The sequence below is a fragment of the Bacillus sp. EA-CB0995 genome, assembly GCF_055814245.1.
This window is the reverse complement of record NZ_CP169269.1, coordinates 3,900,437-3,922,419: the sequence shown is the minus strand read 5'-3', so window position 1 is coordinate 3,922,419 and position 21,983 is coordinate 3,900,437. Positions and strand designations below refer to the sequence as shown.

The 21,983-nt window shown below is 35.8% G+C and carries 25 protein-coding genes and 3 pseudogenes; 26 read left to right on the top strand and 2 right to left on the bottom strand.

Going from position 1 to position 21,983, the window contains the following annotated elements; translation table 11 throughout:
- Positions 1–15 precede the first annotated feature (15 nt).
- A pseudogene (gene nhaC, locus ACEWFJ_RS20135) lies at positions 16–1,400 on the top strand (Na+/H+ antiporter NhaC).
- Between the two features lie 470 nt (positions 1,401–1,870).
- Complete coding sequence (locus ACEWFJ_RS20130; RefSeq protein WP_253628715.1) at positions 1,871–2,164, top strand: YerC/YecD family TrpR-related protein; 294 nt, start codon at positions 1,871–1,873, stop codon at positions 2,162–2,164.
- A 145-nt stretch (positions 2,165–2,309) separates the two neighbouring features.
- Here ACEWFJ_RS20130 and ACEWFJ_RS20125 read toward each other — a convergent pair whose 3' ends face one another.
- Together ACEWFJ_RS20125 and ACEWFJ_RS20120 are read right to left on the bottom strand one after the other, a co-directional pair.
- On the bottom strand, positions 2,310–2,594 hold the full coding sequence (locus ACEWFJ_RS20125; RefSeq protein ID WP_440604447.1) for a hypothetical protein: 285 nt from the start codon (positions 2,592–2,594) through the stop codon (positions 2,310–2,312).
- A gap of 161 nt (positions 2,595–2,755) precedes the next feature.
- Positions 2,756–2,908: a hypothetical protein gene (locus ACEWFJ_RS20120; RefSeq protein WP_429717059.1), complete on the bottom strand. Its 153-nt coding sequence runs from the start codon at positions 2,906–2,908 to the stop codon at positions 2,756–2,758.
- Positions 2,909–3,411: 503 nt separating this feature from the next.
- On the opposite strand from ACEWFJ_RS20120, the gene ACEWFJ_RS20115 reads away from it, so the two are divergent.
- From ACEWFJ_RS20115 to ACEWFJ_RS20000, 24 genes and pseudogenes are all read left to right on the top strand, one after another.
- Positions 3,412–4,776 carry an amino acid permease gene (locus ACEWFJ_RS20115; RefSeq protein ID WP_473689693.1) on the top strand — a complete coding sequence of 455 codons (1,365 nt, stop codon included), beginning with the start codon at positions 3,412–3,414 and terminating at the stop codon, positions 4,774–4,776.
- 45 nt (positions 4,777–4,821) lie between these two features.
- A complete protein-coding gene (gene gabT, locus ACEWFJ_RS20110) occupies positions 4,822–6,144 on the top strand; it encodes a 4-aminobutyrate--2-oxoglutarate transaminase (RefSeq protein ID WP_473689692.1) in 1,323 nt (440 codons plus the stop codon).
- A 36-nt stretch (positions 6,145–6,180) separates the two neighbouring features.
- Entirely contained in the window at positions 6,181–7,623 is a 1,443-nt protein-coding gene (locus tag ACEWFJ_RS20105; protein ID WP_473689691.1) for an aldehyde dehydrogenase family protein, read from the top strand.
- A gap of 164 nt (positions 7,624–7,787) precedes the next feature.
- A complete protein-coding gene (locus ACEWFJ_RS20100; RefSeq protein ID WP_429708011.1) occupies positions 7,788–8,147 on the top strand; it encodes a DUF3870 domain-containing protein in 360 nt (119 codons plus the stop codon).
- Between the two features lie 204 nt (positions 8,148–8,351).
- On the top strand, positions 8,352–8,504 hold the full coding sequence (locus ACEWFJ_RS20095) for a hypothetical protein (protein ID WP_473689690.1): 153 nt from the start codon (positions 8,352–8,354) through the stop codon (positions 8,502–8,504).
- A gap of 259 nt (positions 8,505–8,763) precedes the next feature.
- Positions 8,764–9,702: a glutarate dioxygenase GlaH gene (glaH, locus tag ACEWFJ_RS20090; RefSeq protein WP_473689689.1), complete on the top strand. Its 939-nt coding sequence runs from the start codon at positions 8,764–8,766 to the stop codon at positions 9,700–9,702.
- A gap of 85 nt (positions 9,703–9,787) precedes the next feature.
- The gene (lhgO, locus tag ACEWFJ_RS20085; RefSeq protein WP_473689688.1) at positions 9,788–11,020 is read left to right on the top strand and encodes an L-2-hydroxyglutarate oxidase; all 1,233 of its coding nucleotides are present in this window, start codon (positions 9,788–9,790) and stop codon (positions 11,018–11,020) included.
- 247 nt (positions 11,021–11,267) lie between these two features.
- A complete protein-coding gene (locus ACEWFJ_RS20080; protein ID WP_473689687.1) occupies positions 11,268–11,651 on the top strand; it encodes a hypothetical protein in 384 nt (127 codons plus the stop codon).
- Between the two features lie 50 nt (positions 11,652–11,701).
- Positions 11,702–12,007 (top strand): WXG100 family type VII secretion target, encoded by a 306-nt coding sequence (locus ACEWFJ_RS20075; protein ID WP_473689686.1) that lies wholly within the window; start codon positions 11,702–11,704, stop codon positions 12,005–12,007.
- A gap of 20 nt (positions 12,008–12,027) precedes the next feature.
- Entirely contained in the window at positions 12,028–12,759 is a 732-nt protein-coding gene (locus ACEWFJ_RS20070; protein ID WP_473689685.1) for a DUF5081 family protein, read from the top strand.
- Complete coding sequence (locus ACEWFJ_RS20065) at positions 12,759–13,091, top strand: hypothetical protein (protein ID WP_429721011.1); 333 nt, start codon at positions 12,759–12,761, stop codon at positions 13,089–13,091. Before ACEWFJ_RS20070 ends, ACEWFJ_RS20065 begins: the two co-directional genes overlap by 1 nt.
- 31 nt (positions 13,092–13,122) lie before the next feature.
- The gene (locus ACEWFJ_RS20060; protein WP_473689684.1) at positions 13,123–14,805 is read left to right on the top strand and encodes a hypothetical protein; all 1,683 of its coding nucleotides are present in this window, start codon (positions 13,123–13,125) and stop codon (positions 14,803–14,805) included.
- A 111-nt stretch (positions 14,806–14,916) separates the two neighbouring features.
- Positions 14,917–15,387 carry an Imm30 family immunity protein gene (locus tag ACEWFJ_RS20055; protein WP_429721003.1) on the top strand — a complete coding sequence of 157 codons (471 nt, stop codon included), beginning with the start codon at positions 14,917–14,919 and terminating at the stop codon, positions 15,385–15,387.
- 21 nt (positions 15,388–15,408) lie between these two features.
- On the top strand, positions 15,409–16,143 hold the full coding sequence (locus ACEWFJ_RS20050) for a DUF4261 domain-containing protein (RefSeq protein ID WP_473689683.1): 735 nt from the start codon (positions 15,409–15,411) through the stop codon (positions 16,141–16,143).
- A 376-nt stretch (positions 16,144–16,519) separates the two neighbouring features.
- Entirely contained in the window at positions 16,520–17,590 is a 1,071-nt protein-coding gene (locus ACEWFJ_RS20045; RefSeq protein ID WP_473689682.1) for an imm11 family protein, read from the top strand.
- Positions 17,587–17,817: a hypothetical protein gene (locus ACEWFJ_RS20040; RefSeq protein ID WP_473689681.1), complete on the top strand. Its 231-nt coding sequence runs from the start codon at positions 17,587–17,589 to the stop codon at positions 17,815–17,817. The genes ACEWFJ_RS20045 and ACEWFJ_RS20040 overlap by 4 nt, the downstream gene beginning before the upstream one ends.
- A 163-nt stretch (positions 17,818–17,980) precedes the next feature.
- Positions 17,981–18,130: pseudogene (locus ACEWFJ_RS20035) on the top strand (HNH endonuclease); the annotation flags it as partial.
- A gap of 16 nt (positions 18,131–18,146) precedes the next feature.
- A pseudogene (locus ACEWFJ_RS20030) lies at positions 18,147–18,245 on the top strand (HNH endonuclease); the annotation flags it as partial.
- A gap of 15 nt (positions 18,246–18,260) precedes the next feature.
- Positions 18,261–18,701: an SMI1/KNR4 family protein gene (locus ACEWFJ_RS20025; RefSeq protein WP_473689680.1), complete on the top strand. Its 441-nt coding sequence runs from the start codon at positions 18,261–18,263 to the stop codon at positions 18,699–18,701.
- A gap of 464 nt (positions 18,702–19,165) precedes the next feature.
- Positions 19,166–19,456 (top strand): hypothetical protein, encoded by a 291-nt coding sequence (locus tag ACEWFJ_RS20020; protein WP_473689679.1) that lies wholly within the window; start codon positions 19,166–19,168, stop codon positions 19,454–19,456.
- A 20-nt stretch (positions 19,457–19,476) separates the two neighbouring features.
- Positions 19,477–19,986, top strand: a complete 510-nt coding sequence (locus tag ACEWFJ_RS20015) for an ankyrin repeat domain-containing protein (RefSeq protein WP_473689678.1) — start codon at positions 19,477–19,479, stop codon at positions 19,984–19,986.
- Positions 19,987–20,290: 304 nt separating this feature from the next.
- Positions 20,291–20,758: a DUF6985 domain-containing protein gene (locus ACEWFJ_RS20010; protein ID WP_473689677.1), complete on the top strand. Its 468-nt coding sequence runs from the start codon at positions 20,291–20,293 to the stop codon at positions 20,756–20,758.
- A 33-nt stretch (positions 20,759–20,791) separates the two neighbouring features.
- Positions 20,792–20,947 (top strand): hypothetical protein, encoded by a 156-nt coding sequence (locus tag ACEWFJ_RS20005; RefSeq protein WP_473689676.1) that lies wholly within the window; start codon positions 20,792–20,794, stop codon positions 20,945–20,947.
- Between the two features lie 150 nt (positions 20,948–21,097).
- Entirely contained in the window at positions 21,098–21,649 is a 552-nt protein-coding gene (locus tag ACEWFJ_RS20000) for an SUKH-4 family immunity protein (RefSeq protein ID WP_473689675.1), read from the top strand.
- Positions 21,650–21,983 lie beyond the last annotated feature (334 nt).

The following is a 21,983-nucleotide window of genomic DNA, read 5'->3' as shown; positions in this document are numbered from 1 at the left end:
TAAGGAGTTATTAAAATGAAAAGAGATGTAACACTTAAAGAAAGTATCTTTCTTTTAGTCGTTTTATTAGCGATTATAGGAACTTGTATTATAGGTTTAAGTTTACCTCCTCAAGTGCCTATTTTAATCGCCATAGGAATTGTTATTTTATTTGCAAAAGTGAAAGGTTTTTCTTGGGATTCAATTCATAAAGGGATTCAAAATGGGATTACACCAGGTTTAATTCCTATCATTATATTTATGTTGATTGGAGTTTTAATTAGTGTTTGGATTGCGGCAGGAACAATTCCGACTATCATGGTTTATGGATTTAAAATTTTATCTGCAAAATTCTTTTTACCTTCTGTTTTTGTCATATGTGCACTTGTGGGAATCATGGTTGGAAGCTCCTTTACAACGATTTCAACTGTGGGCATTGCATTTTTAGGAATGGGACAAATGATGGGCTTAGATCCAGCGATGATTGCAGGTGCTATTATATCGGGTGCTTTTCTAGGGAATAACATTTCTCCGTTATCTGATACAGCGAACTTAGCAGCTGCTATTGCAGAAGTAGATTTATTTGAACATATTCGTAGCATGATGCGGACAATTATTCCAGCTTTTGTTATAACTCTTATCTTTTTCTTACTTGTGGGACATGGAGCATCAGTATCAGCGGGAAGTGATATCGACGTGTTGGTTCGTACACTCCATTCATCTTTTACTATTTCAGCTTTTACATTAATTCCAGTGTTAGTATTATTTTTATGTGCAAGAAAAAAGTACCAGCTATTCCGACATTATTACTTAGTATAATGATTACGATTATTATCTGTTATATTTATCATCCGCATACTAGCCTTAGTCAAATGGCTGCTTTTATGCAAGATGGATTTGTTTCTAAAACAGGTGTAAAGAGTGTAGATGTGTTACTTACTCGCGGAGGAATGCAAAGCATGATGTGGTCTGTTTCTCTTATCCTTCTTGCTTTAGCACTAGGCGGATTATTAGTGGAAGTAAAAATCATTGAAAAGCTAATTTCTAAAATTTCGGGCATGGTAAGTACGAAAGGAAACTTAATGCTCATGACTGCATTAAGTTCTATTGGCATCAATGTTCTTTTAGGAGAGCAGTATTTATCAGTTATTTTACCAGGTGAAGCATTCAAATCACAATATGAGAAAATTCATGTAGATCCGAAAAATCTTTCAGGAATCTTAGCGAATGCCGGAGCTGCTGTGAATCCATTGATTCCATGGGGAGTGAGCGGTGTGTTTATCGCTGGTACACTAGGTGTACCTACGCTGCAGTATTTGCCATTCACTATATTTTGTTTAGTAGTTCCTGTAATTCATGTTGCTTTAGGATTTATTGGGAATGGAAAACAACAATTAAAAGAACATAAAGAAGCTAGTTAACGCATCATTTTCCATCGTAAAAGAAAATTTAATAATTTGTAAAAAGCGTAAATAGAGAAGCTGGCAAATGCCAGCTTTTTTTGAATAAATTTTTTTGTATATCATACATAATTTAGACAAAATTTTGCCACTAATATTTAATATAGAGGCAGGATTCAATATTAAATATTAGTGATATAATACCTTATACTCTTTTAAGTCTTAATAAGATTGAAATAGGGATGAATTACCTTTTTTTATATTTTTTCAATATATCTTTAGGTGTAGATTTGATATGAGAGTGTAATCGTACTATTTATGTTTGCGAGGGGATTCACATTCGATATAGAAGAAAAGAAAAAGTCTTATCAGATAAAACATAGTAGAAGATAAAGCAAACTTTATCATGTGGAAGAGCTTTCATATACTTTGGCATAAGAATGAGGATCTTGTGGCGCAGCGGCTACTCTGATGAAAGTGGAGGTAGGCATATGCTAATAGATAAATTACGTGGAAAAGATTTAGATGAATTTTTTGAAGCAATGTTAACATTGGAAACGGTAGATGAGTACTATAGTTTTTTTGATGATTTATGCACAGTGAATGAAATGAAGACAATCTTTCAAAGATTTAAAGTAGCTAAAATGTTATATAAGCACAACACGTATCATGAAATTGAAGAAGAAACAGGAGCTAGTACAGCAACAATTTCTCGTGTGAAGAGATCTTTACACTATGGAAATGATATGTATGATGTTGTTTTTACTCGTATGAAAGAAAAATAAGTTTCACTTCATAGAAGAAACACCTTCACAAATGTGGTGGGTGTAAGAGTGGAAATAGGGGGTATGGAAACGATTCACGCTCCTATCATACAATCAATTTGAGATTAAAGAAGAAGCAGGTTCATTCGGCCTGCTTCTTCTTTTTTCATACATGTTGATCTGCTTGATCCAGTAAATTTGCCAGTATCATGCTATTCTCTTGGTCTGCATCGTACTGTACAATATCGTCATACTCAAACAGTTCGAACCCTTCATCAAATTCTCGTTTCATGAAGTCAATAAATTCCCCAATGTTTTCTCCTATTTCTTTATTACGGCGAAACTCCATCATAATCGCTCTAAATCGGTGGGGAGGAATTTCGCATTTAATATGATAAGATTTGCTGATACCAAAAGAATCCTTTGAATCGTATAAGGTGTATGTATACAACAAAGAGCAGCTCCTTTCTTACGTGATATGTATATTGTTCTATAATTAACCAAAATTCATCCGTGTTTATCTCGCTATTTTAGGGCAGTAAGATCCCCCCACCTTAAGATGCAGAAAAAAGTGAAGAAGATAGGTGGAGGTCACTGATGAAGAGTTTCACTTCAGTGCAAAAGCGTCATTATGATGCCGTAAATTGATAATCCAATGAAAGTTGGAATACCGACAATAACAATTTGCTTTACATTTTCATATGCTTTCGGTTCTACAAGAGGCAAATCTTTTTCCTCCATTTGTCTATACTGTTCTCGTTCCATATTATCCCACCTTTATGATTGTACGATAATATATTCAAACAAGGCGGTTTATGTTAATTTCGCTGAATTTAAAATAAATGTTGAATATTCAGTTTATTTGTATTATTATTAGTCTATTAACGGATGACAGTGATTAGCCTCCCTGCAAGCCCGGATATTGTTACGATGAATTGAATAGAAATGAATTGGCTTCTTTCCACTTGAACTTCCTTAGCAGGAAGACGAGCCATAGGGATAGAGACAGTAAAATCCAATGTGACTCTTTACATTGTTTTTCTGGCTCTTTTTATTTTTTCTATAAATAAGAAAAGGATGAGCGTTACATATGCTTATCAGAAGAACGATTTATAGGACGGGTTTTAGAAAGCGTTATCAATGACGGGCAATGTTTCAATCTTATGTATGCTAGAAGGATTTGTGAAAATAAATACTTATAGGTTGGTGATCTTTTTGGTTAAAGAAAAAATGAACTGCAAAAAGACTTGAAAACCAGGCATATAACAATGATCTCAATTGGTGGGGTTATCGGAGCAGGATTATTTGTAGGGAGCGGGACAATTATTCAATCAACAGGTCCAGCAGCAATTTTGTCTTATATTATTGGTGCTTTAATGGTTGTACTCGTGATGCGGATGTTAGGAGAGATGGCTGCGGTAAATCCTGATAGTGGTTCTTTTGCAACATATGCTCATAAGGCAATTGGACCTTGGGCAGGCTACACGATCGGTTGGTTATACTGGTTTAACTGGGTCATTATTATCGCAATTGAAGCGGTATTGTTAGGGGCAATGGTCAACAATTGGTTCCCTTCCATACCAGCATGGATAGCTAGTCTTTCCATGATTATTTTGATGACGATTACGAATATTTATTCTGTAAAGCTATATGGAGAATTTGAATATTGGTTAGCCTTTATTAAAGTTGCAGCAATTCTTGTATTTTTAGGTTTAGGAATTGCGATGATTTTTGGAATTGTCCCTGGTGTGGACAGGCCTAATTTTTCTACAATCGCTGAAAACGGGGGCTTTTTTCCAAAAGGGATTGTTCCTGTACTGCTGAGTGTTGTATTTATTTCCTTCTCTTTATCGGGAAGTGAAGTAGCTGCTATCGCGGCGGGAGAATCTGAAAATCCAGAGAAGAATGTTATAAAAGCAATTAACAGTGTTGTATGGCGTCTTATGCTTTTCTTTGTAGGCTCTGTAATGATTTTGGTCATTTTTATACCGTGGAACAATGCGGAATTATTGAAGCTTCCTTATGCAAGTTTATTTCGGATGGCAGGAGTCCCTGCTGCTGCGGAAATTATGAACGGAGTTGTATTCCTGTCCTTGCTTTCTGTTTTGAATTCAGGATTATACACGAGTTCTCGCATGTTATTTTCGCTTTCGAAAAAAGGAGATGCTCCTCTTGCTTTTTCAAAATTAAACAGTAGAGGTGCACCAATTTGGGCGATCGTTGCGAGTGTATTATTTGCATTTGTTTGCGCTGCGCTGAAATTTATATCTCCTGATAAACTATTTGCTTTTTTAGCAAATAGCTCAGGCGGCGTTACGATGCTTATGTATATGTTTGTTGCAGTTTCTCATATTCGATTAAGACGAGAAGCGGAAAGAGAAGACCCGAGAAAACTAAAAGTGAAAATGTGGTTATTCCCTTATCTCACATACGCAACGCTTCTGATGATTGTTACGATATTTGTTTCGCAAGCATTTATAGCCGATATGCGTATGCAATTTTATTTGACGATTTTAGCGGCTGTCGTGGTGATAGCATCCTATTTTCTAAGAGTTAGAAATAAGCCTATCAAGGAAGATAAAGCAGGATTTCCAATTTTAAAAGGTTCGGGGATTGGTTTAGAGAAGGACTAAGTCATATGTAATACAAATTAAAAAACGAAAAAAGGGGTAAGTTCAATGTTAAAAGAAAATATTGTAACTACAAAATCTGATATTTTAAACGAGAGAAGAAAAAATGCGGTGCCTGCAGGTCCATATAATATTACCAATTTATATGTTCAATCTGCGAAAGGGGCCATTATTACGGATATAGATGGCAACGAATTAATCGATTTTGCAGGCGGGATTGGGATGCAAAATGTAGGGCATTGTCATCCGAAGGTAGTAAAAGCAATTCAAGAGCAAGTAGAATCTTCTATTCATAGCTGTTTTCATGTAGCGCCGTATGAAAGCTATATTGCGTTAGCTGAAAGACTGAATGAATTAACGCCAGGAGATTTTAAGAAAAAAACAATGTTTGCAAACAGCGGAGCTGAAGCTGTAGAAAATGCTGTGAAGATTGCTAGAAAAGCGACTGGGCGCAGTGCCATCGTTTCATTTGAACGTGCGTATCACGGACGTACGCTTATGACAATGTCTCTTACAAGTAAGGTAAAACCTTATAAACATGGATTTGGTCCGTTTGCACCAGATGTATATAAGCTGCCTTATCCGTATTATTACCGCGCAGAAGATGGTATGACGACAGAAGAAATAGATCAACAAATTTTAGCGTCTTTCGAACGTTTTATGTTAGAGGAAGTAGCAAGTGATAATATTGCCGCAATTATTTTGGAACCGCTTCAAGGTGAAGGTGGATTTATTGTCCCAAGTGTTACGTTTATGCAAGGAGTAAGAGATCTTTGTGATAAATATGGAATTGTCATGATTGCAGATGAAATTCAAACGGGATTTGCTCGTACAGGAAACTTGTTCGCAATGGATCATTTTGGGGTAGCTCCTGATTTAATGACATTTTCAAAATCCATCGCAGCAGGTATGCCGCTTAGCGCAGTGACAGGAAGAGCTGAACTAATGGATGCACCTGGTCCAGGACAACTTGGCGGGACTTTTTCAGGAAGCCCGGTTGCTTGCGCAGCTGGTCTAGCTGTTTTAGATGTAATCGAAGAGGAAAACTTAGTACAACGTGCTCGTGAAATCGGCGATCGTATGATGGAAGTATTCAATAGCTGGAAGGATAAATATGAATTAATTGGCGATGTAAGAGGCCTTGGTGCGATGACAGCTATGGAACTTGTAAAGGATCGAAATACGAAAGAGCCGGCAACAGAAGAAGTGAAAGCAATTATGCAGGAAACACATAATAAAGGTTTAATTACAATAAGTGCTGGTATTTATAGCAGTGTACTTCGTTTCTTACCGCCGCTTGTCATAACTGATGAACAGCTTGAAGAAGGACTTGCTATTCTTGAAGCAGCAATTGCTAAGGTATCCAAATAAGAAGAAGCAATTATTTTTCCAGTTGGAGGTAGTACAATGAAGTTTTTTAATTATATAAATGGTCAGTGGAAAGAGCCATCTACCAATCAATATTCTAAAAACTATAATCCGCATAATGGAGAAGTATTAGGAGAATTTCCATTAAGCTCAGCAGAAGATACACAAGCAGCGATTGCGTCTGCGAAAGAAGCCTTTCAAAATTGGCAAGGGTTATCGTTTCAAGAGCGGGCAAGTTATTTATGGAAAGCGGCAGCTATTTTAAAAGAAAGAGTGACTGAAATCGGTCATGATTTAACGAGTGAAGAAGGAAAAACACTCGCTGAAGGGATAGGAGAGACGAAGCGAGCGATTAGTATTCTTGAATATTATGCAGGAGAAGCGAATCAGCCCGTGGGAGAAATCATTCCTTCGGCCAATCCGAAAACGATGCTCTACAGCAAACGAGTAGCAGTTGGACCAGTAGGATTAATTACGCCGTGGAATTTCCCGATTGCGATTCCAGTATGGAAAATGGCACCAGCACTTATTTACGGAAATACTGTTGTCATTAAGCCTGCAGAAATTACACCAAAATCAGTATTTCACCTTGTGAATGCTTTTCACGAGGCGGGAATTCCTGCTGGCGTTATCAATTGTGTATTTGGGAAAGGTTCAGTAGTTGGAACGGAATTAACAGGAAACCCTGATATAAAAGCAATATCCTTTACTGGTTCTAATGGCGTCGGAAAAACAATTCAGCAAACTGCTGTTGCGAACGGCAAAAAAGTACAATTAGAAATGGGCGGGAAAAATCCATTAGTTGTATTAAAAGATGCTGATATTAGTAAAGCAGTAGAGATTGCGATAAGAGGTGCATTTATGTCAACAGGACAAAAATGTACTGCAACAAGTAGAATTATAATTGAAGAGGAAATTTATGAGGAGTTTCGTAATGAGCTCGTGTTACGTACAGAGGCTCTTAAAGTTGGCAATCCATTAGAAAATGATACGTTTATGGGACCATGTGTATCCGAGAATCAGCAGCAAACTGTTTTATCGATGATTGAAGCGGGTAAGAAAGAGGCTTCCTTAACTTGCGGGGGAAGTGTACCAACAGAAGATGAGTTAAAACACGGGTTTTATATTTTACCTACTATTTTTGAAGATGTACCTCACGATGCACGAATTGCGAAAGAAGAAATTTTCGGTCCGGTTATTTGTTTGTTTAAGGTGAGCAATTATCAAGAAGCAGTTCACCTGGCTAATGATACGGAATATGGGCTTAGTGCATCCATTTGTACAAATAACTTAAGTCTTGCGCAGCAATTTATCGATGATATGGAAGTTGGAATGGTTCATGTAAACTCCGAAACAGCAGGAGCAGAGCCGCAAGTTCCGTTTGGAGGAATGAAAAATTCTAGTGCTGGCCCACGCGAACAAGGGAAAGCAGCTGCAGAATTTTATACAAGGTTAAAAACGGTGTATGTAGATCAAGTATAATTATAAAGTGAAACTTCCATCAGTGGGGGTTTCACTGATGGTTAGTTGAACCAATCGGGCTTTTACGGGCAGTTATCCCCCGTCTATCTTTTTCTCTTCTGGAGGATCTTACTGCCCGTTAACGCGGGATAATATAAACTGATGCACAATAATGGGGGATGAACATGCGTAAAGGTACTTTTTTCATGGCAGGACATGCAAGGCTTCCGAAAGGGATGGCTGTACGCAGCGTCTATGAAACACTAACGATTACAATAGAGGCAGATCACAAATATCATGTAATTATCGAATCGTCATGTACCCTTGCTACAGGACACGGGAGAGACTTTATTTCTCAAATTTTAAGAGGATATAGTTTACGAGATGGGATTGAAGAGATCATCCAAGAAATTTCTTACCATTATCAAGGAAAAGCGCAAAATGCGATTATTAGTGCTTTAAAAGATTTGTACCGCCAATATACAAGTTACGTAAACGGCGAAACACCTCAGGAGGAATATGAGGAAATGGGTCCTATAAAGTGAAACTTCCATCAGTGTGGGTCTTACTGCCCGTTAATGAGGGATAAAGTAGTTTTTTGATTTCAAATTAAATTATGAAACTGTCGAGTTTATTGCACTTTAATGTTTAAAGAGCGTTCGTAAACGAGAGCCAGTTGTATTTCTGCTTATTTGATGCGCGGAATATAACTGGCTCTTTCATTTTATACACAATAAGGAGGCAGAAAGATGTCAAAACTAAGTGAAGTTCAAGGTGTAAAGGAGCAGGCAAAAACAAAAAGAGGGTGCGTGGAAAGTAGTGCAGCGAAATCGTGTAAAATGTGTAAAGTGTGTGGTCGAAATAAAGCTAAGTACACGAACGTGAAAATTGAAAATAAATGATATAAACACATTGACATTCAGAAAATTATGAATTAATATTTAACTATAAAGTGATAAGATCCATACGAGAAATTAGCCTTCTCTAAATCCGATCTTCATTTTCTGTTTTGCACATATTTTAATAAAAAAACTGTCTATTATTATTGTACTTTAAGAGATTAAAGAACACTCGTAATTTTAAGCCAGTTGTACGTTTCTACAATTTATTATTGTGGAGGCGTATGACTGGCTTTTTAGTTTATTTGAACTAGGGAGGAAGATGTTGATGATTACGGAACAAGAAGTAAAGATGAAATTTGCAAAGAAGTATGAGGGGTATGAAATTGTTCCTCATCCAGAACATAAACGCTTGTATCATATTGTATTAAATCAGCAATTGCTTCAACAATTTTTCGAAGAGGTAAAAGAACATTCTGAGCAATCATTGCAATATATTCCTTATTCTCGCTTTATCCTTGCTGATCAAATGAAAAAAATCTTTGGTGCATCTTTTATGGAGAATGTTCGAGGGATTATTCATGACCGTGAAACGGGCGGATTTACAATTGGTGTACAAGGCGAAACGACAGATGCAGAAGACTATGTGAAATTTGCAACGGCATTAACCCACTTAATTGGTACATCTAACTTTGATGCAATGACAGGGACGTATTACGCAAGATTTAATGTGAAAGATACAGACGGCAGTGATTCTTATCTTCGCCAAGCATATCGCTTATTCACGCTTCATACAGACGGAACATTTGTTGATGAACCTACAGATTGGCTGCTTATGATGAAAATTGAGGAAAAGAATGCAGTAGGCGGCGAATCACGTTTACTTCATTTAGATGATTGGGAGGAGCTTGATAAGTTTCGAAATCATCCACTAGCACCTGTTAAAGTCACATACAAAGCACCGCCAAGTAAAAATGCACAGGAAATCGTATACCGTGAAACATTTTTTGATGTAAATAATGCGCCTTGTATTTGCTTTATCGATCAATTTGCTTACCCTGATAATATTGAACAGGCAACATATCTTAAGGAATTATCATACTCTGTTGAAAATTCACCAGCAACGCATGCATTAAAATTACCAGTTGGTGATCTAGTTCTTTTAAATAACCTATTTTGGATGCACGGGCGAGCTCCTTTTGAAAAAAATAAAGATTTATATAGAGAATTAATGCGCCAACGTGGCTGCTTTTCCAAATAATAATATGTATGGCGGGTCTTTAAATAAGACCTGCCTTTCATGATATACGGGTATACGTACATATAAGATATAAGGAGGAAGTTTAATGTATGATTTTTTAATTATCGGCGGCGGGATTGTTGGGCTTTCAACTGGGATGGCCTTAACGAAAAAATTTCCTCATGCCAAAATAGCAGTTATTGAAAAAGAGCCCATACTTGCACATCACCAAACTGGGCATAATAGCGGTGTTATCCATTCCGGCATTTACTATAAACCAGGCAGCTACAAAGCGAAATTTGCGAAAGAAGGAAATGCAGCAATGGTTCAGTTTTGTAAAGAAAACGGAATTGCTTATGATATGTGCGGAAAGGTGATTGTAGCCACAGAAAAGGAAGAACTTCCTCTTTTACAGAACCTTTACGAGAGAGGTCTGCAAAATGATTTGGAGATTTCTAAAATTGATCAAGGAGAATTAGCAGAAATTGAGCCTCATGTAAAAGGGCTAGGAGCGATTCGAGTTCCTTCTTGCGGCATTGCTGATTATAAAGGGGTAAGTTATGCGTTTGCACATTTCATCCAAGAGAATGGAGGAGAAGTGCACTTAGATACGAAAGCGGAACATATTTTTGAGAAAAAAGATTTCGTTACCATTGAGACAAATCAAGGCGTTTTTACAACGCGGTTTCTCATTAACTGTGCCGGATTACATAGTGACCGAATCGCAAAAAAAGCAGGAGTATTAACGGATATGAAAATTGTACCGTTTCGAGGCGAGTATTATGAACTTGTTCCAGAAAAGCGCCATCTCGTAAAACACTTGATTTATCCTGTTCCGAATCCGGATTTTCCGTTCCTAGGTGTTCATTTTACAAGAATGATAAACGGAGAAGTACATGCAGGGCCTAATGCGGTCTTAAGCTTTAAGCGCGAAGGATATACAAAAAAAGATTTTGATCTAAAAGATTTTATGGAAACAATGACGTATGCCGGCTTTTGGAAAATGGCAATGCCAAACATGAAAGAAGGCATGAAAGAGATGATTCGTTCTTTTAGTAAACAATCATTTCTTAAAAGCTTGCAGCGTTTAATACCAGAGCTCACGGATAAGGATATCGTTCCGACTCATGCTGGTGTAAGAGCACAGGCAATTCTATCTAACGGAAATATGGTAGATGATTTTTGCATTATTTCAGGCACGAACTCCATGCATATTTGCAATGCCCCGTCCCCGGCGGCAACAGCCAGCTTGAAAATTGGGGAGTCGATTGCAGAGAAAATTCCAGATTCAGTTGTAGATATGGTGAGTTCGCCTAGGGCGTTTCAGGTGAAGGCTTGAATAGAAGGAGAAATATAGATTTGGCAATCTTCCTAAGTGACTTGAATAAACGATATGTAATAAAAGGATGGTTTTGGTTCATGTACCGAAGCCATCCTTTTCTGTTCCTTCTTTCATAAAATATGGTAAATATATAAGCGGTTTGATAAAATGACGGTATTGAACATTTTGCGAATAGAAAATGGAATTGTGGTTAAAAAAATACAAATCTAGCATGTTGTATTTATAAAAATGAGGAGGTTTAGAAATGTCAGAAGGTTTTTGGGATCAATTTGGGAACTTTTTGCATATTGGTTATACAGAAAATGAACGAAAACGTGATGAATATGATCGGTTATATGAATATTTAAAATCGAAGGAAATACAAGTAAGACAACGTATTGAGAAAGCAGAGTCGGCAAAGAGAAGTTATGAATCAAAAAGTAATGGCTTGCCGGCTGGGAAAATTCCAGCTCGGGAATTTGAGGATAAACGTCACCAAAAAGATGATACTTTATCAGGGCTCATGACTCATTTTAAGGATTCTTTAGATAGTGTTACACATGCTAAAAATAGAGCATACAGTAAATATTTAGAGTATAAAGCAAAGGCAGTGGCAGAAGAACGGGAAGCTGCGGCAAAGAAAAAATAAAATGAAACTATGAATTCGTACTGCATCTTAATAGAAACGGAGGTTTAAACATGAGTGGGAAAGAAATTGAAATTTCTGGTGAGGGAGCGGCAAATGCAATTTCCTATGCACAGCAAATTGAAAATAGTGTAAAAGACGCACTCCAACAAGCAAAAGACTTACAAGCAACTGTAACTAGCTCTCACTGGAAAGGGAAAACACGAGATGAATTTTTGTGTTTTTTGGAGTTAATCATTCAGTTAAATGCAGATATGGCAGATGCACTTGAAGATCATACGAAAGCGTTGAAAGATCTCGACAAACATATTCATACATTCTCTAACACGAGTGAAGTACAAACGATTAAAAACCTGTAATAGAAATGAGGGATCAAACGATGCAAAATATCATAGAGAGTTTCAGTCCTTCTGAATTATATGTATTAGCTGGTGGAGCTGGAGTTACTTATTTATTTGGTTTACCTGAACGGGAAAAACTCGTCATGGATGATGCCGATTGTGTAACGAAAGCAACCGAGAGCTTAAGGGGAAAAGGGCTCATTATGGAAGATGGCGGACTGACAATGGCTGCATTCCAACTCATTGAATTACTGAAAGCGTATCAAGAAAGTCAGGATTATACGCGATTTAATAACCTGCTCATAGGATTTTTACCAAATGATAAAGACCGAGTAGCTGTACTAACAGAAATACAGCCAAATGAGGAATATGAACTCCATTACATACCGAAGCGAGATGTGTATTTATCGTTCTTAGAGAGAATTCCATTTCTAATGAGAGAGCCGAGAGAGAAAGATACTACGTTCTTAACAAGTAAGATGACGCAGGAAGAACAGGAAACATTTGAAGAAATGGATTTATCGCAAAAAGAAATATTAGCAATCGAAACATTTAGTCGACCGCGTACAACAAGTTTAATAGAACAAGGAAAATGGGATTGTTTCTTATACTTCACAGAGGGAGACGATTATATCCAAATTGATGTAGAACGGAAACGATATGAATGGATTAGTCTATATGCTTTAAATAAGAAGATATATGATGTGTTAAAAATGCCATATAAGAAATTTATTGATCCAAAAAGTTTATCATTAGGAGGAATAAACTAATGCACGCACAAATGTCGGATGGCAGTTCAGGAGGCGGCGGCTCACAAGTCTTAGTCAACTTCACAGAAATGATTGATATCGCAACGCGCCTGCAAAATATTTATAATCTGTATGCTGATGGCGTAGCGAAAAATATTGATAGTCTAACAAACTGCGATTTTTATCGACAAGGCGAAGCAACAAAGGTTCTATCACAGTACAAAGATATATTAGGAAAAACGATGGAACTCGCAGATAACTATAAACAAGCGGCGCTCGTTGTGAATTATACACTAGAAGAAATGATAAAAAAGGATGAAGAATTACAAAAAATCTTAGGTATTAGCGGTTAATCACTATACGGCAAGGGAGGATGAAACAGAAATGGATGTGCATTACAAGCCAAGTGCTTGGCAAGAAATGAAAGAAGGAATCGACAAACTTACAAAAGATGCACTAATGGAATTAAAACATGCCAACGACCTTCTAGAAAATATAGAGGGAAAAATACGTTCTCTAGACTCCGACCGAAGTATTCATTTTCAACACACGAGTCAGCAAGGAAAAATCAATGAATTGCTTGACGACTATATCACACTAGGAAACTACTGCACAAAAGCAGGGGAAGCTGTATCGAGACATATCGATGAACCTTTTTATAAGGACATGGACAAATTTGCGGGAAAAATGAGAGACCTATCGATTCGAAACTACTCTACGAAAAATCGCATTGGCTCTACTTCTACGACAACGTTGCCAAACGCACACGGTTATGGCATGGCACAAACGATTACGACGAAAAAAGATAAAATAACAGTGGACGATATTTTCAAAGACTCCTTAGCGTTTGATAAAGTTCTCCGCGCACAGTATAAAGAAATAAAACAAGAAAATCCAGATGCGAAGCTAGATTACGCCGAATACCGTAAGCTTGTCCCATCCATGCGTGGATTCGAGTACAAAACGAGAGAAGACGAACAAAAAAAGTTGGAGACGTGGCGTGATCTTGCAATAGGAGCCGGACTTATCATTTTAACCATTGCTTGCCCGCCGGCCGGACTAACAGCCTCGGCTCTCTATGGGGGCTTACAACTCAAGAGTGCATACGATGGAAAAGATTGGGGAACCGGCAGAAAGTTAAGCGATGCCGAACGAGCAGAGAACGGGATATTCGGAGCGCTCGATGCCATCCCAATCCTTGGAACAGCGGTAAAAGGATTCAAAGGATTAGACAGCGCTTTATCCCTGGCAAAACTATCAAAAGTGCAAGATGCAGGCAAAGTATTAAATCCAAATACAACCAAACATGTGGTACAATCATTGCATAATAGTAAAAATATATGGCTACATAACTTAAAAACAACAGGCTGGAAAACAGCAGACAAAATAAATGACTGGGATCACGCGATAAAAAGCGGAGTTGCCAAAGTGGTAGACGGTACAACAGGTGGATTCAATATCGCGAAAGATTTCGTATTAGGTAAATCTCTAGCACCCGTTGATGGGGTCATGGGACTTCGTCGTGGCACGAATTGGGAAGCTGCGGTGAAGGCGAGTCATGATGAGTCGAAAGGGATTATTCAGAGTCGGATTTCTAAGTTGGAATCGAGTGGTGCTGGTGAGGGTACGGGTAATACTGTGAAAGAGGTAGATTCGAAAAAACTGTTACCAAATGAAGGTGACATAGGAACGTATAAAGATCTGAATGATGCAGGATCAGTTGGTGACGATATTACACCTCATCATATGCCTTCAAAAGAATACTTAGTAAGAAAACTGGAATGGGATCCTAAAAAAGCTAAGAATGACGGTATGTCAATAAATGTAGAGCAACCGAAAACTGGGGGAAGACATAGAAGGACTGAGACATACGGTCGAAATATGACTAATGAGGAAAAAGAGTACTACTATTCTTTAGAGGTACGTGACGCTCTTGCTTTTGATTTGGGGAATTTGAGAAAAATATACATGGAAGATGGGGTGTATAAAGAGATACGCCCAAGTTTGAGAGAGTATGCTAGACAAGCGAGAGAGGACTATTATAAAAAAGAATTAAAAAAGAAATGATTATTTATTTTACTAACCTAATAGTAGGGACATTATAGTTTGCAATTTTATTTGTCTTAGGTTTTTCAATAATATCTAATTTTGTTAATTTTTTTAAAAGGAGAAGTTTATATGGACAGTAGATCTGAGATTAAGAGATTATATAATTGTAGATTTTTAAAAACTCAATCAGAATGTGAAGAGTTTGACGATGCATTAGAAAACTTAGCAGATTGTGATGATGAAAAGCTTATTAAAGATTTGTGTATGATATTTGATGATGAAACACAAGAGGAAGAAGTTATGTTTGGCCTAGTTCACTTAATTGAAAGTTTTGAAATGGAAAAATATCTAACAGAGATGCCTAAAGCTTTGCCAAAAATGATTGAGAATGCAAAAGAATGGGCAATGCTATTAAACAAAAGAATTTTAAATAATGATTTGTATAGAATTGAGTATGCTAAAATCATTGTAGGAATGAATAATGATATAAAATCAACAGTAATCGATTTGCTCAATGAAATTATTTCTGACAATCCTAAAAGATTTGAGAGCGTTGCAAATGAAGTTCTTAGCAAATTAAAAGAAGCTGATAGAAATTAACTAATGATGAGGAAGGGTTGCATGGAAGACTCAAAAATAATTTTATGTATACCAGGTTTATGGAAGAACAGACGTGAAATTGTTGAAGCAGTGGCAAGACAAAGTGAAGGATATATATTTGCAGGAAATAGTATTGGTAAACTTGGTGAAACAATTAACTTTTTTGATGTTGAAGTCTATGAGTATGATGAACATTTGACGGAAGCTTTCGAGATTGCAGGAAATGGTAAATTTTCAGAAGAGCAACTTGATTGTATCAAAAACCATTTCTTAACTGTATATTTAGTTGGAGAAGGCGGATCAATTGATAAAGTAGTAAAGATGGTTGAAGCTGCACATGTACTTTTAAAATCTGGTGGACTTGGTGTTAAAGTTGAATCCTCAGGTACTGCAAATACCATTGAAGAGTGGTCCCATATATATAATACAAATGATACAGTAGATTTATTTAAGGCTTTTGTAACAGTAGTAGAAGAAACAGATTTTTACTACACATGTGGAATGCATTGTTTTGGATTACCAGATGCTATTACTTTTAAAAATCAAGTAACAACACAATACGCTCAAGACTTGATGCAAATTTTTTGTTTATACAACCTTATTGAACGGCCTGAATTAGAAAATGGTTCTACGTTTAGTATAGATGAGAACAGTCTGAGTTTTATTTTAAGGTATGCTGAGTGTAGACATTTCCCAGAAGATCATGTATTTTATAATAAATATGGTATATGGGCATTAGTTAAAAAAAGTACTTAAGTTTATTATGAAACTATTTTTCTCCAAGGTACCGTCAATAAATTTGTGTAAATGGGTTTGAATTAGTGGAATCGGCTTTACATGGATGGACAGGTACGATAGACGTATGAGGCATATCCTTTCTTTCTAGCTATAGTTAGATTTGTGTGGTAACTTAGCTACTTCAGAGAAGGGGATATGTCTCTTTTTATTTTATACAGAAATAAAAAGAAGTTAATTATCTATATATCGTAGGTGACTAGCTTCTTTTTTCATTAAATGGATTTTTACAGTGTTCTCATTTTGTATCTTTATCTTTCCTTGAAGAAACAAGAGAAGGTTTACTAACAGGAAAAATACAATTCTTGTACAAAGATTGAAAATAGGGAGTGTTAATATGAAGATATGGCAACTCACAAATCTATTAGATTATGATGAATTAACTACTTATAATGAAAGCGAACAAGAAGTATTTGATAATGAATTTAATGGTACACCAATGCTCAATACATGGAAACCCATTCAAATGAAGACATTTAGCCAAGTGGAAAAAGCAGATTTATTAAGTTTTGAAGGGGAATCAATTCCTAGCCCACCCATCCTTACAAGAGAAGCTATAGATATTTTGTATGATTTAATGGAAGGTCAAGTAGAGTGTTTGCCACTTTTGCATGATACATATGATTGTTATGCTATAAATGTGACGAATATTTTGGAGTGTGTGGATCATGGAAAATCAGTCCCTACTAAATATGGCGGTTATGATGAATTTACTTTTATCCCAGAAAAAGTAGAAAATCAGCATATTTTTCGCAATAGTAATACTCAGCATTCATTAGGAGATTTTCCTATTATATCCGTAGAAATATTTGTATCAGACGAATTTAAAGAAAGAGTTACAAATAGTGGATTGAAAGGATTTCGTTTTAAATTAGTGTGGACATGCGATGGAGACAACAATGAATCATTAATCGAAAACAACCCAATGATACGTCCGACATCGATAGAAGATTTTGAAACTCACATCCTGCAGCATTATGGTCCTATTACAAATTATATAGGAGCAAATACAGAAATGGTAACGGATATAGAACTGTATGATGTTGGACCTAATGAAATAGTAAATTATCATACATTAGTAACGTATCGAAATAGCTATTTTCGTATGCCAGCACCATCAAGTGTAGATAGTGGCTATGCGGAACTCGTCATGCATCTACCAAAGGATTGGGAAGTATCTACATCTACTTTAGAACATCCAAAGTACGGCTGGCCATTACGTCTTTTACAAAACTTTGGTAAAGATGTTATGCGAAATGGATATTGGTTAGGACAGTGGCTTGTATTTCCAAATCAATCGGAGGAAGATTTAAAACAGTCATATGTAGCTCAGCTAGGGGAGCCGAATGGAATCCAAATGCCCCAATTCATCCTTATAGCGAAAGTACGGAGTTTTGTGGTGTTATGATTGTACCACCACTGCCACAATGTTCAGATGCTTTCAAAACGGAGTTCCGTGAAGAGGGCAAAAGAATAGAAGGGGACTGGCCAATCTATTTCCATACATTGCTACCATTATATAAAGAGGAAATTATTTGTTATTTTACTGAAGGTCATGATGTATTATTACAAAAGCTAATGAAGAATGGCGTTGAAGCGGCATTTGACTTTAATCGGGAGAATACGTGTAAATAAGATTTAAAAGGAGCACCTAAACGATTTAAATTGTTTAGGTGTTTTATTTTTATAGATTAGAAATTAGGTCATAGGAAAAACATGGGTACCGTCAATATTTTTGTGTAAAAAGGTTGAATTAGTGGAATCGATTTTATCAAAAGAAATATTCAATCCATTATAACTGGAGAAAATTTTTGATGGTCAACCAAGAATCGATGGGTTAACTTGGCATCATCATCGAGTACCTGGGAAAATGCAGTTAGTAATATCTGATATTCATGGTGTAAATCATTTAGGTGGAAATAAACTTTTGAGAGGCGGAATTAGATGAAAACAAATGGAACAATCATCAAGATTTAACAACAATGCAAGAAGTCAATAAAGAGATGCACAGAAGATTTCGACATATGGGTGGAATGTCATTAGCTAAGAAGTTAAAAGATTAAATGGGAGTGAAATAAATGAATTTAAATGCTTTTGGTAAAGCAACAGAAGAACCGATTGAAGAATTAGAAGAATTTTTAGGATTTCTACTTCCGGAAGATTATAAAAAGTTTTTGAGTGAATATAACGGAGGGACTTCGAAAGTTAGGTATAGTAAATTTTTTGTTAAAGAATTAAATCAGGAAATTCCTTTAGATGTCTTGTATGGTATAGGTGTAAAAAGAACTTTTGATTTAAGTGAATGCTATGAAGAGTTTGAAGAAGATATGTTACCAAACAGTTTAATAATAGGAGATGATCCGGGTTCAGGATTAATTGTACTCATTACAGATACTGAAAACTATGGTGTATATTATTGGGATCACTCTTTTTATTTCCCACAATCTAGCGAAGAAGAAAATACGTATAAAATCGCTGATAGTTTTAAGGATTTTATTAATGGATTGAAGAATCCTTAATGGTTACAGTAACTTTATAAACGCTAAAACCATACTTACTATTCAATCTATACTTTACACATGAGAATGCCAAAAACTGTGGTGCGTGGCTAAATACAACATGAATAGAAAATAAAGTATATTTGCGGTGGAAAGAAAAAGAATAGGCTGTTAAAAAGTAAAGACTCATGATGGTTGTACCATCATGGAGTTATATAACCATGTTCTGCTAAGGAAATTAAACATGCTTGTTGGTTTAAAAATAGGATTAGTAATGAATTAATTTATATAGCTAACTATAAAGCACTTGATTGCCTTTTGGGCATCAAGTGTTTTTTTTCGAGAAATTTATGCTTTGGACAACATGAATAGGCTTAAAAATGCTATTCAAAATAATACTTTCAGTGTAGACGAGCTTTCTGAGATTAGCAAAAAGATGACTGATTTAGGTATTACTTCAGAATATAATGAAGCGTTAATTCAAATTGATTGGTGACTCACCTGCGCATCATATTTTATTCAAAAAAGGTCTAGGTGAGGCTCAACAAAAACTCGTTCAAGAAGGTCAAGAAATATTAAGAAATTATGGTATTGAACCTATAATTGGTAAAGAGAATTTAGTTTGGGCACCAAATAGAATTGCTGGACAACATAATATATCAGCTTTGGAAAATGTTGTGAATCAATTGAAAGCAGTTGATGCGGCAGGTGCAGACTTAGATGATATTATCGAAATACTAGAAGACCTTGGAAAACAAGCTGCTTCTAGAAGATAAAAATTAAAGGAGAAACTAAAATGGATAAGACTAAAATTGCAAAAGACATTAGGGGTGCCATAAAAAATGGCCAATTGGATACATTAAGAGATTTACTTGAGAAAGAACCAGAAATGTTAACATGGATGACACCCTTTGGTACATGGTTACATGTAGCAACAGCTCATGGGCATTTAGAAATAATAGAATATCTTATTAATGCTGGGATAGATGTTAATACACAGGGTGGAACTTTTTCTACAAATGCCCTTGAAAGAGCGGCTACAAAAGGGTATTTAGATATTGCCGAATATCTCATTAACCAGAATGTTGAGATTGATACTAGTGAACCAGATAGAAATCCTCTGTTTGCTGCAATATATGGTGGTCATTTTGAGATTGTTAAATTGTTAGTTGAGAATAATATAGATATATCTATAAAATACTCTGGTGAAAGCATGAAAGATATGGGAGCTTATGAATTTGCTATTGAAAGAGGGCAAACAGAAATTGCTGAATATTTAAAGCAGAAGATGGATGAAAAAGAATAGGCTGTTAAAAGTAGATACTCCATGATGGTTGTACCATCATGGAGTATTATGTGCAATGATAGAATAGAAAAAGAAGTACGAGCTTAGGCGAGATGACATTTTACTGGATGATGAATAAATACATGGAATGGACATGAAACTAACGAACTCGTACAAGCTCGTAAGTTTTAACGTATCACTTGTTACAACATGTAAAGGGTGTCATACTGTCACTATAAAACTTACAAACTTAAAGCACTTGATTGTCTATGATAGGCAACAAGTGCTTTTTATTTCAAGATTACAATAAAGGGGAGATTTTAAAATGACTATAAACGATCCAATTTTTGGTGAACTTGAGTATGACTATGGTTGGGCTAAGGATACCACTATTCATTTTTTTGGAGAAGAAACTGAGATAGCTTTGATGATAGATGGTGAAGAAGATGGCAAGTTTGATGAAGATCAATATACGGCATATCAATCATTAATGCAAAATTGGGAGGGCTTACAACCAAGGGTATTGCAATCAATATTAGACTATTACAAACAAGAGCGACATGAACTAGGTTATGATATTGAAGTAAATGAAAATTATCCATTAGTTGAAACAACTGATCAAATACTAGAAATGATAAGCTTAGATGGAATTGTTGTTCCATATGCGGGGATTTTTGAAGGGCGAGATATCGGAATTACATTTAATTGTACATGGGATATAGAAAATGGACTAGGGCTCCGTCTATTAAATGAAAGAGTAACTGAAGTAGGTTACCAGGATGTTGTAATTTAAAATAGGCTGTTAAAAAGTAAAGATTCATGATGGTTGTACCATTATGGGCCACTATGTGTAACGGAAATGTTGGAGAATAATAAAGATATTAACGGGATAAATATTATTGGCGGTGTACGTGCTTATATAGATAGTTATAGTGACTATCAGAATCTGTTATTAGGAGAATTACATACGACTGAAAAATAAATAAAGAATTATTATAAAAATAGATGAGACATCACTATATAGGAGAAAGTGGTATTCATAATGTTGAAAAGGAATAAGGAATTACTGGAATAGATGATGAAATTGCAACTAGATTAGAAACTTTTATAAAAAGTTCAGGAAGGTGAGAAGATGATACTACCAGAGGAATTTAATGATAAATGGGATGTTAACAAAGATGGCTCGCTAATTAAATTTAATTACCAAGATTTAAGGAGTACAAATTTTTCGGATGAAGTGAAGAGATTTTTGTCAATAGGAGGCTTACCTGAAACTCCTCCACCATATTTAGAATTTACTTCGTCACAATCGTTATTAAGGCCTGTTACAAATGTATTTAATATGCCAGAAGAGTTTCAAAAATATTGGTTTTTGGGATCGACTGGTTCTGGTGATCCGATATGTATAACTGAGAAACAAGAAAATGTAGTGTTTCTTAATAATAGTGATGGTTATAAAGAGGTGTTTATTAATTCTTCTTTATATCAATTTGCAGAATGTTTATTAGTATATTCAAAAATGATTGATAAGGCAATAGAAGTGAATGGTGAGGATGCCTTTATTGATAATGATATACCAGAATCTGTGATTAATTGGTTAAAAGAAGAATTAGAAAGAGTTGATGCTAAGTGTATGGAAAAGGAATGTTTTTGGTTTACTGAGATTGAGAATCTAAATGAATAGCTAATAGCATTTTATTTAAAATAGGTTATTGTTTTTTTAAAGTTTATGGGGTGTATTGCAGGAGGACAAGAGTGCTTGCAGTAACTCCATAAGTGTTACTAGCATGACTTTTTCAATTTATATTTGAAAATGAAAAAGAACTTGTTTTTGAACTGGAAAGAAAAAGAATAAGCTGTTAAAAAGTAAAGACTCATGATGGTTGGACCATCATAGAGTATTACGTGCAATGATAGAACAGAAAAAGAAGTACGAGCTTAGGCGAGATGACATTTTGCTGGGAATGGCATGGAATGGACATTAAACTAACGAGCTCATACAAGCTCGCTAGTTTTAA